15 protein-coding genes are annotated in these 12,168 nt (G+C 60.9%); 12 read left to right on the top strand and 3 right to left on the bottom strand.

The window, feature by feature from the left end; all coding sequences use genetic code 11:
* The first annotated feature begins 26 nt into the window (after positions 1–26).
* Together HBR94_RS07235 and HBR94_RS07230 are read left to right on the top strand one after the other, a co-directional pair.
* A complete protein-coding gene (locus tag HBR94_RS07235; RefSeq protein WP_128593006.1) occupies positions 27–653 on the top strand; it encodes a TetR/AcrR family transcriptional regulator in 627 nt (208 codons plus the stop codon).
* 501 nt (positions 654–1,154) lie between these two features.
* Positions 1,155–2,051: a LysR family transcriptional regulator gene (locus tag HBR94_RS07230; RefSeq protein ID WP_057437215.1), complete on the top strand. Its 897-nt coding sequence runs from the start codon at positions 1,155–1,157 to the stop codon at positions 2,049–2,051.
* 82 nt (positions 2,052–2,133) lie between these two features.
* On the opposite strand, the gene HBR94_RS07225 is transcribed toward HBR94_RS07230, so the two are convergent.
* The 3 genes from HBR94_RS07225 to HBR94_RS07215 form a co-directional block, all read right to left on the bottom strand.
* On the bottom strand, positions 2,134–3,090 hold the full coding sequence (locus tag HBR94_RS07225) for a phasin family protein (RefSeq protein WP_169959925.1): 957 nt from the start codon (positions 3,088–3,090) through the stop codon (positions 2,134–2,136).
* 11 nt (positions 3,091–3,101) lie between these two features.
* Positions 3,102–3,524, bottom strand: coding sequence for a phasin family protein (locus HBR94_RS07220; protein ID WP_057437211.1), 423 nt, complete (start codon positions 3,522–3,524; stop codon positions 3,102–3,104).
* A 138-nt stretch (positions 3,525–3,662) separates the two neighbouring features.
* Positions 3,663–3,938 carry a polyhydroxyalkanoic acid system family protein gene (locus tag HBR94_RS07215; protein ID WP_038445377.1) on the bottom strand — a complete coding sequence of 92 codons (276 nt, stop codon included), beginning with the start codon at positions 3,936–3,938 and terminating at the stop codon, positions 3,663–3,665.
* A 155-nt stretch (positions 3,939–4,093) separates the two neighbouring features.
* On the opposite strand from HBR94_RS07215, the gene ubiE reads away from it, so the two are divergent.
* From ubiE to HBR94_RS07165, 10 genes are all read left to right on the top strand, one after another.
* On the top strand, positions 4,094–4,864 hold the full coding sequence (gene ubiE / locus HBR94_RS07210) for a bifunctional demethylmenaquinone methyltransferase/2-methoxy-6-polyprenyl-1,4-benzoquinol methylase UbiE (protein WP_003209306.1): 771 nt from the start codon (positions 4,094–4,096) through the stop codon (positions 4,862–4,864).
* Positions 4,864–5,487 (top strand): SCP2 sterol-binding domain-containing protein, encoded by a 624-nt coding sequence (locus HBR94_RS07205; protein WP_057437209.1) that lies wholly within the window; start codon positions 4,864–4,866, stop codon positions 5,485–5,487. Before ubiE ends, HBR94_RS07205 begins: the two co-directional genes overlap by 1 nt.
* A complete protein-coding gene (gene ubiB / locus HBR94_RS07200; RefSeq protein ID WP_057958067.1) occupies positions 5,484–7,088 on the top strand; it encodes a ubiquinone biosynthesis regulatory protein kinase UbiB in 1,605 nt (534 codons plus the stop codon). The genes HBR94_RS07205 and ubiB overlap by 4 nt, the downstream gene beginning before the upstream one ends.
* 64 nt (positions 7,089–7,152) lie before the next feature.
* Entirely contained in the window at positions 7,153–7,545 is a 393-nt protein-coding gene (hisI, locus tag HBR94_RS07195; protein ID WP_169959927.1) for a phosphoribosyl-AMP cyclohydrolase, read from the top strand.
* 2 nt (positions 7,546–7,547) lie between these two features.
* The gene (locus tag HBR94_RS07190) at positions 7,548–7,880 is read left to right on the top strand and encodes a phosphoribosyl-ATP diphosphatase (RefSeq protein WP_029295998.1); all 333 of its coding nucleotides are present in this window, start codon (positions 7,548–7,550) and stop codon (positions 7,878–7,880) included.
* Positions 7,881–7,907: 27 nt separating this feature from the next.
* Positions 7,908–8,186 carry a twin-arginine translocase TatA/TatE family subunit gene (locus HBR94_RS07185; RefSeq protein ID WP_038445371.1) on the top strand — a complete coding sequence of 93 codons (279 nt, stop codon included), beginning with the start codon at positions 7,908–7,910 and terminating at the stop codon, positions 8,184–8,186.
* 10 nt (positions 8,187–8,196) lie between these two features.
* Positions 8,197–8,604 carry a Sec-independent protein translocase protein TatB gene (gene tatB / locus HBR94_RS07180; protein WP_057958066.1) on the top strand — a complete coding sequence of 136 codons (408 nt, stop codon included), beginning with the start codon at positions 8,197–8,199 and terminating at the stop codon, positions 8,602–8,604.
* Positions 8,601–9,392, top strand: a complete 792-nt coding sequence (tatC, locus tag HBR94_RS07175) for a twin-arginine translocase subunit TatC (protein ID WP_029295992.1) — start codon at positions 8,601–8,603, stop codon at positions 9,390–9,392. Before tatB ends, tatC begins: the two co-directional genes overlap by 4 nt.
* Positions 9,389–10,096, top strand: coding sequence for a 16S rRNA (uracil(1498)-N(3))-methyltransferase (locus HBR94_RS07170; protein ID WP_115127194.1), 708 nt, complete (start codon positions 9,389–9,391; stop codon positions 10,094–10,096). Before tatC ends, HBR94_RS07170 begins: the two co-directional genes overlap by 4 nt.
* 119 nt (positions 10,097–10,215) lie before the next feature.
* Positions 10,216–12,132 (top strand): methyl-accepting chemotaxis protein, encoded by a 1,917-nt coding sequence (locus HBR94_RS07165; RefSeq protein WP_170044439.1) that lies wholly within the window; start codon positions 10,216–10,218, stop codon positions 12,130–12,132.
* The last annotated feature ends 36 nt before the right edge of the window (positions 12,133–12,168 follow it).

Below are 12,168 nucleotides of genomic sequence, written 5' to 3'. Positions count from 1 at the left end.
CTCAACGATCAGATTAAGAAGACTGGATGAAAACCCGCGACCGGATCCTTGAATGTGCCCTGCAGTTGTTCAACCACAAGGGCGAGCCAAATGTTTCAACCATGGAGGTGGCCAATGAAATGGGGATCAGCCCCGGCAACCTCTACTACCACTTCCATGGCAAGGAGCCCCTGGTACTGGGGCTGTTCGAGCGCTTTCAGGGGGAGTTGGCACCGCTGCTCGACCCGCCGCCGGATGTGCAGTTGGCGCCCGAGGATTACTGGCTGTTCCTGCACTTGATCGTCGAGCGCATGGCGCACTATCGGTTCCTGTTCCAGGACCTGTCGAACCTGGCCGGACGCTTGCCCAAATTGGCCAAGGGGATTCGTAACCTGCTGACCGCGCTCAAGCGCACACTGGCCTCACTGCTGGCACGGCTCAAGGCACAAGGGCAGTTGGTCAGCGAGACCCAGGCACTGGGGCAGTTGGTGGAGCAGATCACCATGACACTGCTGTTCTCCCTGGACTACCAGCGGATCCTGGACCGCGAGGCCGAGGTGCGGGTGGCGGTGTATCAAGTGATGATGCTGGTGGCACCGCACCTGTTGATGCCGGCACGGTTGGCCACCGAGCGTTTTGCACTACGCTACCTGGACGACACACAGCCCGCGTAGGCCGGCGACTTACAAGTCTGCAACCAAGGTTGACAGACTTACATCGTCATCTATTGCTGTTGCAACTTCCCGCTATTGCTTTTCTCACTTGGCAATTATCACGGGCGCCAATGTATTACGCCGGCAGCCTCTTTGAAGTAACCATCACCGAAAACCCTGATCGACGAATAGCGCATAACGATATGGGTAACTTTGAATATGATCGCAAACACACACTTGAGCACTGCGATCACCGACGCTTTCTTTTCCTTCTCAAGAGCCCCCGAGCCCCACGCTACCTGATGCAGACGGCCAGGGCAGTGAACCACGGGCAGGGTTTCAAATTCGTGCAAATACCTAACCAGACCGATAGGTGGCACCATCAAGCTCTGTAACATGATAGGTAATACGAAAGATTGACCGCATGTAACATGCCCGGGTTTTATAATGACGATTAAAGAGTAACGACGTAGCATCATTATAAAAAACCGTATTACATATCTCTCAGCGAAAGGGATTCTTGTGGATATCAGATTTCTCGAAAGTTTGATTGCCGTCATCGAGACCGGCTCAATCGCCGCAGCGGCGCGCAGGGAAAACCTTACCGCCCCGGCGATCAGCCAGCGTATCCAGGCGCTTGAACGCTCTCTTTCCTGCGAGTTGCTCAACCGAGCGGCCCATTCTGTCGGTCCTTCCGAGCAGTGCCTTGTACTCTTGCCGAGCATTCGCGCCCTGATTCAGGGCTGTGCACAACTACACGACGAGCTGGATGCGGGCGGGCTGTCCGGCGACCTGCGGCTGGGAGCCGTGTCCACGGCATTGACCGGTATCCTGCCGCAGGTCATGGAACAACTGCTGGTCGCGGCACCACGCTTGCGCCTGCGGATCACTCCGGGCGATTCGCGCAACCTTTATGAACAGGTCGTCGCCGGCGAGTTGGACGCTGGCATCATGGTGCGACCGCCCTTTGCATTGCCTAAAACCCTGACCCTGGAAGTGTTGCGGCGCGAGTCATTGATGATTCTTACAAAAGCGCCTGTCGAACCCGGTGAAATTGCCTCGACCATTCTTTCCCACCCGCTGATCAGCTATGACACCAATGCCTGGGGCGGCCAGATCGCCCAGCAGTACCTTCAAGACCACCAATTACAGCCAGATGTGCTGTGCAATCTGGATGCCTTGGAGGCGATATCCCTGATGGTCGCCAAGGGCATGGGCGTATCCCTGGTGCCGGCATGGGCCGGGTTGAAGACCGACGATGTGTACGCAACACCAACAAGCCACACGAACGCCTACCAGCGGGAGATCGTTCTGCTCCACCGATCAACCCCGAGGCGGCCCCAGGCATTGAAGGTACTCAACAACCTGCTGATGCAAACCTGCCGCGAATCCGAGGCCCCAGGCGAGCCCGACCGTTAGACGTGTATCACTGTCGGTGTTCCACCCGCCAAAAAAAACGCCCGGCCTTTAAGGCCGGGCGTTTTTACACGTCCCCCGAAAATCAGGACTGACTGGATGGCGTCGGGGTTGCCGGCGTTACAGTCGGGGTCGCCGCGGCCGGCGTCGGCGCAGTGGCCGAGTTGGTCGCAGGTGCCGGGGTTGCAGGCTTGGCCGCGACAGCTGGCTTGGGCGCTGCAGGCTTCTTGGCTACGGCGGGTTTCTTCGCCGCGGGCTTTGCAGCAGGTTTCGCGGCCGGTTTCGCGGCAGCCGGTTTGGCAGCGGGTTTGGCTGCAACTGGCTTGGTCGCCGGCTTGGCGGCAGCGGTTTTGGCCACTGGCTTGGCGGCAGGTTTGGCTGCCGGCTTGGCCGCTGGTTTTGCCGCAGCTTTGGCCGCTACCGGCTTCTTGGCTGCTGGTTTGGCTGCTGCCGTTTTCGCCGCGGGCTTGGCTGCTGCCTTGGCCGCAGGTTTAGCTGCTGGCTTGGCTGCAGGTTTGGCTGCGGCCTTGGCCAATGGCTTGGCCACGGTTTTCGCTGCTGGTTTGGCCGCAGCCGTTTTCGCGGCCGGCTTGGCAGCAGGCTTGGCCGCCGCTTTGACTGGAGCGACTTTAGCGCCGGTCAGCTTTTCGATTTGCTTGGTCAGGGTATCGACCTTGCTGTGCAGCGCCTTGACTTCATTGCGGCTAGGCACACCCAGGCGCGAAATAGCACTGTTCAGGCGCTTGTCGAGTGCGCCTTCGAGTTCGCCCCAAGTACCCAGTACCTGTTTTTTTGCATCACTGATACGGGACTTGGCAGAGCTCGCGCTCGCCTTGGCCGCATCGACTTGCTTGCCCACTGTGCTCTTGGTCAACTTCTCGGCCTTCTCGCCGTCTTTAACCAAAGTCTCGAAGAGTTTGCTACCGTCACTGTCGATCTTCGAGTACACGCCTAAACCAGCCAGCCAGATCTTGCGGGAGTATTCTTCAACTTTCCCGACCCAAGAGCTGCCTTCTTTCTGAGTAGTCTTTTTAACAGCCATCCGATGTCTCCTTAGTGTTTACGCGCGACACGTTCGAGCAATGCCGTTAGCTCATCGAGCTTAGCAGAGAGTGTCTCCACGTCATGTTTAGACGCAATGCCGATTCGATTCAAGGCACTTGCAACACGCTCGTCAAAAGCCTTCTCGACTTTATCCAGTTGCACTTCGACGCGACCTTTGACGCTGGAGACATTGCTCTTAACGTAATCAATCTGACTGTTGGCGGCATCAAGTTGTTCATTCACAACTTTTTTGCCTTTACTTTCAACATGTTGACCCGTCTTAACGAGTTCCTTGAAGTACTCGCTGCCTTCGCTGCCGACCTTCGCGTAAGCCCCCAAACCCGCCAACCAGATCTTGCGAGCATAGATTTTAACGTCGCTCAGGGCGCTGATTTGGGTGTCGATTTTTTTCTTCAAAATAACTTTGGCCATGGTGCACCTCACGCATAAAAGGGTGGAGGAACTGCCCACAGGAGTTGAGGGCTGAGTACAAAGTAGGGAGAAAAATTAGAATCGGCACCCTAAGAACGGCGCAATCGACCGGCACCCAATGCGGCGCGCGGTCGCAGATCAGGCCAGGGCCTTATCCAGGGCCTTCTCGATTTCGGACTTGATAGTGCCACTCATGGCCGACATCAACAGACCCAGTTCCACGTCGATCCGTAACGAATCCTCGGCCACTTTCAGTGTGCCTTTGACGCCGGAACGCTTGAGGTTCAACGTGTCGCCAGACCAAGACGGCTCCAGGCCATATTGTTCCTTGAGTTTATGTGCCAACTTCTCGGCTTTCGCCCTGGCAGCTTCCTTACCCAGTGCGTGGGCACGTTCAATCTGAATGCGGGCCATTTGAATGACTCCTCGTTATAAAGACGTATTGAGCACCCTACTCACCCGCCATGCGGCAAAAGGTCTCGGTGGCCACCCATCTTACCTTCAGCCTTGCCAAGACAAAGCATGCCTTGGGGATTAGAATGCCCCCATTCTCTTTTGGTGACAGCGATATGACTGATCAGCGCAAAGGCAGCGATGCCGAACCCACCACTCACTTCGGCTTCAAGAACGTCCCGGAAAGCCAGAAAGCGGAAAAAGTCGCTGAGGTGTTCCACTCCGTGGCCGCCAAGTACGACCTGATGAACGACGTGCTGTCGGGTGGCATGCACCGCCTGTGGAAACGCTTCACCATCGAATTGTCGGGCGTGCGCACCGGCAACCGGGTGCTGGATATCGCTGGCGGCACCGGCGACCTGGCGGCCAAGTTCTCCAAGCTGGTTGGCCCCACCGGCCAGGTGGTATTGGCCGACATCAACGGCTCGATGCTCAAGGTCGGCCGCGACCGCCTGCTGGACAAGGGCGTGGCGGGCAATATCGAGTTCGTCCAGGCCGACGCAGAAAAGCTGCCGTTCCCCGACAACCATTTCGACTGCGTGACCATTGCCTTCGGTCTGCGCAACGTGACCCACAAGGAAGACGCCCTGCGCTCGATGCTGCGGGTGCTCAAGCCGGGCGGGCGCCTGCTGGTGCTGGAGTTCTCCAAGCCGACCAACGCGCTGATGTCCAAGGTCTACGACACCTACTCATTCGCCTTTATGCCGCTGATGGGCAAGCTGATCACCAATGACGCCGAGAGCTATCGCTACCTGGCCGAGTCGATCCGCATGCACCCCAACCAGGAAACCCTGAAGTCGATGATGGTCGAGGCCGGTTTCGACCGCGTGACCTATCACAACATGACCTCGGGCATCGTTGCCCTGCATCGCGGCATCAAGCCCTGATGTTGTTCACCGGCCTTCTCGCCAGCGTCGAACACGGCCTCAACCGTGTCCTGCGCCTGGACAGCACCGCCCTGGCGCGGCTGGCGCACTTGAACGGCAAGATCATTGCCGTCGATTGCAGCAGCCCGGCCTTGCAGCTGTTTATCCTGCCCAGCGATGAAGGCCTGATGCTCGCCGCGCACTGGGCCGCCGATGCCGACTGCACCCTGCGTGCGCCAGCGGCGAGCCTGCTGCGCCTGGCTTTGAGCCGCGACAAGACTGCAATCCTGCACGGCCCCGATGTGACCCTTGAAGGCGACAGCGCGGTGCTGATGGACCTCGCCGCGGTGCTGCAAGACCTTGATCTGGACTGGGAATACGAGCTGTCGCGCTGGCTCGGCCCGGTGGCCACCCAGTTGATCGGCGGGCACCTGCGCAGCCGTTCGCGCTGGTACCAGCAGGGTTTCGCCAGCCTCAATCAGAACCTCGCCGAATACCTGAGCGAAGAATCGCGCACCCTCGTCGGGCAACGGGAAGCCGAAGCGCGCTTTCGTGAACTCGACCAGGCCAAACTCGACCTGGAACGGCTTGAGGCGCGCTTCGAGCGCCTGAGCCGCTCCCTTGATCCAAGCGATAACGCATGAAGCTGCTCGCCGTCCGCCGTTTGTTCCGAATCCAACGCGTCGTCATTCGCTATCGCCTCGATGACCTGCTGTTCGCCCTGCCGCTGCCGTGGTTCCTGCTGGCGGTGCGCTATGTACTGCCGTGGCGCTGGTTCCCGCGCAAGACCCTGGACCTGAGCCGTGGCGCGCGCCTGCGCCTGGCACTGCAGGACCTGGGGCCGATCTTCATCAAGTTCGGGCAGATCCTGTCGACCCGCCGCGACCTGTTGCCCGAAGACATCGCCGACGAGCTGATGCTGTTGCAGGACCGCGTGCCACCGTTCGACTCCCAGCAGTCGATGAAGCTGATCGAAGAACAGCTGGGCAAGAAAATCAGCGAAGTGTTCAGCCGTTTCGATGTCGAGCCCCTGGCCTCGGCCTCGGTCGCCCAGGTGCACGCCGCACAGCTGAAAACCGGCGAAGAAGTGGTGGTCAAGGTGATCCGCCCCGGCCTCAAGCCGATCATCGGCCAGGACCTGGCGTGGCTGTTCATTCTGGCCCGCGCCGCCGAGCGTTTCTCTGCCGATGCACGCCTGCTGCACCCGGTGGACGTGGTCGCCGACTACGAAAAAACCATCTACGACGAACTCGACCTGTTGCGCGAAGCGGCCAACGCCAGCCAGCTCAAGCGCAACTTCGAAGGCTCGACGATGCTGTATGTGCCGCAGGTCTATTGGGACTGGTGCCGGCCAAAGGTGCTGGTGATGGAGCGCATCTACGGCGTGCAAGTCACCGACCTGGCGACCCTGGCCGACCAGCGCACCGATATGAAAATGCTCGCCGAGCGTGGCGTGGAAATCTTCTTCACCCAGGTGTTCCGCGACAGCTTCTTCCACGCCGACATGCACCCCGGCAATATTTTCGTCAGCACGGTGAACCCGTGGAGCCCGCAGTACATCGCGATCGACTGCGGCATCGTCGGCAGCCTCACGCCCGAGGACCAGGACTACCTGGCGCGCAACCTGTTTGCCTTCTTCAAGCGTGATTACCGGCGCGTGGCACAGTTGCACATCGACTCGGGCTGGGTGCCGGCCGAGACCAAGCTCAATGAATTCGAAGCGGCGATCCGCACCGTGTGCGAGCCGATCTTCGAAAAACCGTTAAAAGATATTTCATTCGGCCAGGTGCTGATGCGTCTGTTCCAGACTGCGCGGCGCTTCAATATGGAAGTGCAGCCGCAGTTGGTGCTGCTGCAAAAGACCTTGCTCAACATTGAAGGCCTGGGCCGCCAGCTGTACCCGGACCTGGACCTGTGGAACACCGCGCAACCGTTCCTCGAACGCTGGATGCGCGAGCGGGTCAGCCCGAAAACCCTGCTGGGCAACCTGCAAAGCCAGGTCGAGCAACTGCCGCACCTGGCCAACATGACCCGCGACCTGCTGGAGCGCATGTCCCAGCCCCACGCCAAGGACCCGGCGCCGCCGTGGCACCAGCGCAAGGACGACTGGTTCCTGCGCCTGCTCGGCGCGGCGCACCTGGGCGGTGGCGCGGTGCTTGCCGCCGGTGGACCGTTGAACGAGCTGGGCCATTGGCCGGCCGGGATCATGGTCGCCGTGGGCCTTTATCTGGTCGTGCGTCGATAGGTCGACCGGTTATACACTGTTGCACATTGCCGGGGCGGGTCGCGCACGGCTGTCGGAGTCGAAGATGAAAGACTGGCTGGACGAGATCAAATGGGACAGTGACGGCCTGGTGCCAGCCATTGCCCAGGACCACAAGACCGGGCGCATCCTGATGATGGCCTGGATGAACCGCGAGGCCCTGAGCCTGACTGCCGCCGAGCAGCGTGCCATCTACTGGTCACGTTCCCGTGGCAAACTGTGGCGCAAGGGCGAAGAGTCCGGGCATGTGCAAAAACTGCACGAAATGCGCCTGGACTGCGACGCCGACGTGATCGTTCTGATGGTCGAGCAGATCGGCGACATCGCCTGTCATACCGGCCGCCACAGCTGCTTCTACCGGGTGTTCGAGAACGACGCGTGGAAAACCGTCGAGCCCGTACTCAAAGACCCGCACGCCATTTACTCGGCAGGACATTGAACATGAGCGATACCCTGAACCGTGTGGCCCAGGTGCTGGAGGACCGCAAAGGTGCGGACGCCGACAGCTCCTATGTCGCCAGCCTGTACCACAAGGGCCTGAACAAGATTCTGGAAAAACTCGGCGAGGAATCTGTCGAGACCATCATCGCCGCCAAGGATGCCGAGATCAGCGGCGATTACAGCGATGTCATCTATGAGACTGCCGACTTGTGGTTCCATAGCCTGGTCATGCTCGCCCAACTGGGGCAGCATCCACAGGCCGTGCTGGATGAACTGGACCGTCGCTTCGGCTTGTCCGGGCACGCCGAAAAGGCCTCGCGCCCGTCCGCCTGAATAACTTTCTGACTGAGGAATTGCAGCATGGGCATTTTTGACTGGAAACACTGGATCGTTATTCTCGTGGTAGTCGTCCTGGTGTTCGGTACCAAGAAACTGAAGAACCTGGGCACCGACGTCGGCGAGTCCATCAAGGGCTTTCGCAAGGCCATGAACGACGACGAAAAACCGGCCGATACCGGCGCCAACCCGGTCCCGCCGGCGCAGCCTGTACACCCCCAGGCAGCCCAGCCGATCACCGAGCGCCGTACCTTCGACGTGCAGGCCGAGAAAGTCGAAGAGCCGTCCCGCAAAGACTCGTGAGCACTGACTAATGTTTGGTATCAGCTTCTCTGAACTGCTGCTCGTCGGCCTTGTTGCCCTGTTGGTGCTGGGGCCTGAACGCCTGCCCGGCGCCGCACGCACGGCCGGCCTGTGGGTCGGGCGCCTGAAACGCAGTTTCAACGCCATCAAACAGGAAGTTGAACGGGAAATCGGCGCCGACGAGATTCGTCGGCAGCTGCACAACGAACATATTCTGTCCCTGGAGCAGGAGGCGCGCAAAATTCTCACGCCCCAGCAACAGGCGCCGACACCGGTTGAACCGGTGGCCGAGCAGAGCATTGCACCGGTGGCCGAGACGGCCCCGATTGCCACGCCCGCTCCTCCAGCAGAGCCCGCGCCGACGCCCGCCGCGTCGCCCGCGCCCCACGACCCTACATTGCCGCCGCGAGCCCCATGAGCGCTGATAAACCGGAAAACGACCAGCATATGCCGCTGGTCTCGCACCTCACCGAGTTGCGCACCCGCTTGCTGCGGTGTGTTGCGGCGATCTTTGTGATCTTTGCCGGGCTGTTTGCCTTTACCCAGCAGATCTACACCTTCGTCTCGACACCGCTGCGCGAGTACCTGCCGGTGGGCGCGACGATGATCGCCACCGACGTGTCCTCGCCGTTCCTCACGCCGCTCAAGCTGACGATGATGGTGTCGCTGTTCCTGGCGATCCCGGTGATCCTGCACCAGATCTGGGGGTTTATCGCGCCCGGCCTGTACAAGCATGAAAAGCGCATTGCCGTACCACTGCTGGTGTCTAGCATCATGCTGTTCTACACCGGCATGGCGTTCGCCTACTTCCTGGTATTCCCGCTGATCTTCAAGTTCTTCGCCGCCGCCACCCCGGCCGGCGTGGAAATGATGACCGACATCACCAGCTACCTCGACTTCGTGATGACACTGTTCTTCGCCTTTGGCGTGGCCTTCGAGATCCCGGTGGCGGTGGTGCTGCTGGTGTGGATCGGCGTGGTCGACGTGCAATACCTGCGCAAGATCCGGCCGTACGTGATCATCGGCTGCTTTGTGGTCGGCATGATCCTGACCCCACCGGATATCTTCTCGCAGACCTTGCTGGCCGTGCCGATGTGGATGCTGTTTGAAGTGGGCATCCTGTTTGGCAGCCTGGTGAGCAAGCGTGGCGAACACCCAGATGACCAACCTGCCGATGACGACCAGCCGCCAGCGACCCAACCGTGAACCTGTTGCTGCTGGAAGAGGCCGACTTTATCGCGGCCGACCGGGTGATCCTGCGGGATCGGCGCCTGGTGCATATGCAGGAGGTGCATCGTGCGGCGGTCGGCGACAGCCTGCGCGTCGGGCGCATTGGCGGGCTGATGGGCAATGCCAAGCTATTGCGCCTGGAGTCGGGTGAAGCCGAGCTGCAAATCAGCCTCGACCAGCCGCCACCGGCCAAATTGCCACTGACCCTGCTGCTGGCCCTCCCCCGCCCGAAAATGCTGCGTCGGGTACTACAGACCGTGGCGTCCATGGGTGTGCCACGGGTGGTCCTGGTCAACAGTTATCGGGTCGAGAAAAGCTTCTGGCAAACCCCATTCCTGGAGCCAGAAGCCGTACGCGAACAACTGATCCTCGGCCTGGAACAGGCGCGGGATACCGTGTTGCCCGAGATCATCATCGAAAAGCGCTTCAAGCCCTTCGTCGAAGACCGTCTGCCGGCCCTGGCCCAGGGCACTCTCGGCCTGGTCGGGCATCCCGGCGACTACCCGTCCTGCCCACGCGGGCTGGATGAGCCGGTGACCCTGGCCATCGGCCCCGAAGGTGGCTGGATTCCCTACGAAGTGGACTTGCTGGCCAAGGCCGGCTTGCAGCCGGTGCAACTGGGCGCGCGGATCCTGCGTGTGGAAACTGCCGTTACCGCGCTGCTCGCTCGCCTCTTCTGATTCCGCCCCTCCAAACACCACAAAGCCAGCTACCACAGGGCTTTGTGTCGCTACAGAATCGCGTTTGCATGCCGATATCCTCAGGATAAGTCCAAGCCTTGTTCAGGGGAGTCCACCGCATGTACCGTTGGTTAGCTGAAAAACTGGGGAATGTAAGCGTCAATCGTAAGCTGAGCGTGGGGTTTGGCCTGGTATTGCTTCTCACCCTTCTAATCACCTTCACCGGCTGGACAGGCCTGAGTGGCGTGATCAGCCGTGGCGATAAGCTGGGCTTTATTTCCAGCCTCAATGAGCTGACCAAAGACCTGCGCCAGGCGCGCCTGGACTATGAAATGCGCCGTGGCGAACAAGGCCCGGGGCTGGTCAACGAGTTGATGGAGAAACTCGACAGCGGCCTGAAAACCGCCCGCAGCCAGATCGAGCAACCGGCAGACGTCGCCTTGATCGACGAGCAGTTGGCCGCGGTTGCCAAGTATCGGCAATCCTTCAGCGCCATGGTCCAGGCCGGCGCCCAACGCGAAGATGCCCGCAGCAAACTCGGCGCTACCGCCGACAACGCCGTCGCACGCATCGCGGAGATCGAAAAAGTCCTGCTGCAAGGTGACAGCGTCACCCAGTTCAACAGCGTGATCGAGCTGAGCAAGCTGATTCAGCAAGCGCGCTTCCAAGTGCGTGGCTACACCTACAGCGCCAAGGTCGAAGCTGAGCAGCCGGCGCTGGAGGCCATCGCCAATGCCCTGAAGAGCGCCGACAGCCTGCGCAGCAAACTGCCTGAGCAGTACGGCGCCAACCTGCAAGAGGCCAGCGACTCCCTCAAGGCTTATCTCGCCGCCGTCAGCCAGTTCCGCGACTCCCAGGTCGCCAGCGCCGCGGCGCTCAAGGCCATGGCTGAGCAAGGCGACCTGCTGTTGGACCGCAGCAAGAAACTGACTGCCTCACAAACCGTGATCCGCGACAACGATGCCGCACAGGCTAAGTTCCTGTTGATGCTGGCCACCGCCCTGGCATTGTTCTGCGGCATCGTCGCGGCCTTGGCGATTACCCGGCAGATCGTGATCCCACTGGGCCAGACCCTCAAGGTCGCCGAGCGCATCGCCGCCGGCGACCTGACCCACGACCTGGTTTCGCAACGCCAGGACGAACTGGGCCAACTGCAACGCGCCATGCAAAGCATGACCATGGGCCTGCGCGATCTGATCGGCGGGATCAGTGATGGCGTGACGCAAATCGCCAGCGCCGCCGAGCAGCTGTCGGCCGTTACCGAGCAGACCAGCGCCGGGGTAAACAATCAGAAGGTCGAGACTGACCAGGTCGCCACCGCGATGAACGAAATGGCCGCCACCGTGCAGGAAGTGGCGCGCAATGCCGAGGAAGCCTCGGAAGCCGCCGTCGCCGCCGACCAGCAGGCCCGCGAAGGTGACAGGGTCGTCGGTGAGGCCATCGCCCAGATCGAGCGCCTGGCCGGCGAAGTCGGTAACTCCACCGAGGCCATGGGCCACCTCAAGCGCGAAAGCGACAAGATCGGCAGCGTACTGGACGTGATCAAGTCCGTGGCCCAGCAAACCAACCTGCTGGCCCTTAACGCGGCCATTGAAGCCGCACGCGCCGGGGAAGCCGGCCGTGGCTTCGCGGTGGTGGCCGATGAGGTGCGCAGCCTGGCGCAACGCACCCAGAAGTCCACCGAGGAAATCGAAGAGCTGATCGTCGGCCTGCAAAGTGGCACCCAACAGGTGGCGACCATCATGGACAGCAGCCGCAGCCTCACCGACAGCAGCGTCGAGCTGACACGCCGGGCTGGCAATGCCCTGGAAAACATCACCCGCACGGTCTCGGCCATCCAGGCCATGAACCAGCAGATCGCCACCGCTGCCGAGCAACAGAGCGCCGTGGCCGAAGAGATCAACCGCAGCGTGCTGAATGTACGCGATGTGTCCGAACAGACCGCAGCGGCCAGTGAAGAGACCGCCGCCTCCAGTACCGAACTGGCGCGCCTGGGTTCCCATCTGCAGGCATTGGTCGGGCGCTTCCGGGTCTGACACCTCCCCTTCGCGGCGACCCGTCCGGGTCGCCGC

This window comes from Pseudomonas sp. WS 5412 (assembly GCF_012985615.1).
Taxonomy (GTDB): Bacteria; Pseudomonadota; Gammaproteobacteria; order Pseudomonadales; family Pseudomonadaceae; genus Aquipseudomonas; species Aquipseudomonas shahriarae.
Note: the sequence above shows the minus strand (reverse complement) of the source record. Positions and strands in the feature narration are given on the sequence as shown.

Coding starts and splice junctions, on each gene's coding strand:
- HBR94_RS07220 (WP_057437211.1), bottom strand. CDS start 3,524: ATGGCCAAAGTTATTTTGAAGAAAAAAATCGACACCCAAATCAGCGCC.
- HBR94_RS07190 (WP_029295998.1), top strand. CDS start 7,548: ATGAGCGATACCCTGAACCGTGTGGCCCAGGTGCTGGAGGACCGCAAA.
- HBR94_RS07225 (WP_169959925.1), bottom strand. CDS start 3,090: ATGGCTGTTAAAAAGACTACTCAGAAAGAAGGCAGCTCTTGGGTCGGG.
- tatB (WP_057958066.1), top strand. CDS start 8,197: ATGTTTGGTATCAGCTTCTCTGAACTGCTGCTCGTCGGCCTTGTTGCC.
- ubiE (WP_003209306.1), top strand. CDS start 4,094: ATGACTGATCAGCGCAAAGGCAGCGATGCCGAACCCACCACTCACTTC.
- HBR94_RS07165 (WP_170044439.1), top strand. CDS start 10,216: ATGTACCGTTGGTTAGCTGAAAAACTGGGGAATGTAAGCGTCAATCGT.
- HBR94_RS07235 (WP_128593006.1), top strand. CDS start 27: ATGAAAACCCGCGACCGGATCCTTGAATGTGCCCTGCAGTTGTTCAAC.
- HBR94_RS07215 (WP_038445377.1), bottom strand. CDS start 3,938: ATGGCCCGCATTCAGATTGAACGTGCCCACGCACTGGGTAAGGAAGCT.
- ubiB (WP_057958067.1), top strand. CDS start 5,484: ATGAAGCTGCTCGCCGTCCGCCGTTTGTTCCGAATCCAACGCGTCGTC.
- HBR94_RS07205 (WP_057437209.1), top strand. CDS start 4,864: ATGTTGTTCACCGGCCTTCTCGCCAGCGTCGAACACGGCCTCAACCGT.
- hisI (WP_169959927.1), top strand. CDS start 7,153: ATGAAAGACTGGCTGGACGAGATCAAATGGGACAGTGACGGCCTGGTG.
- HBR94_RS07185 (WP_038445371.1), top strand. CDS start 7,908: ATGGGCATTTTTGACTGGAAACACTGGATCGTTATTCTCGTGGTAGTC.
- tatC (WP_029295992.1), top strand. CDS start 8,601: ATGAGCGCTGATAAACCGGAAAACGACCAGCATATGCCGCTGGTCTCG.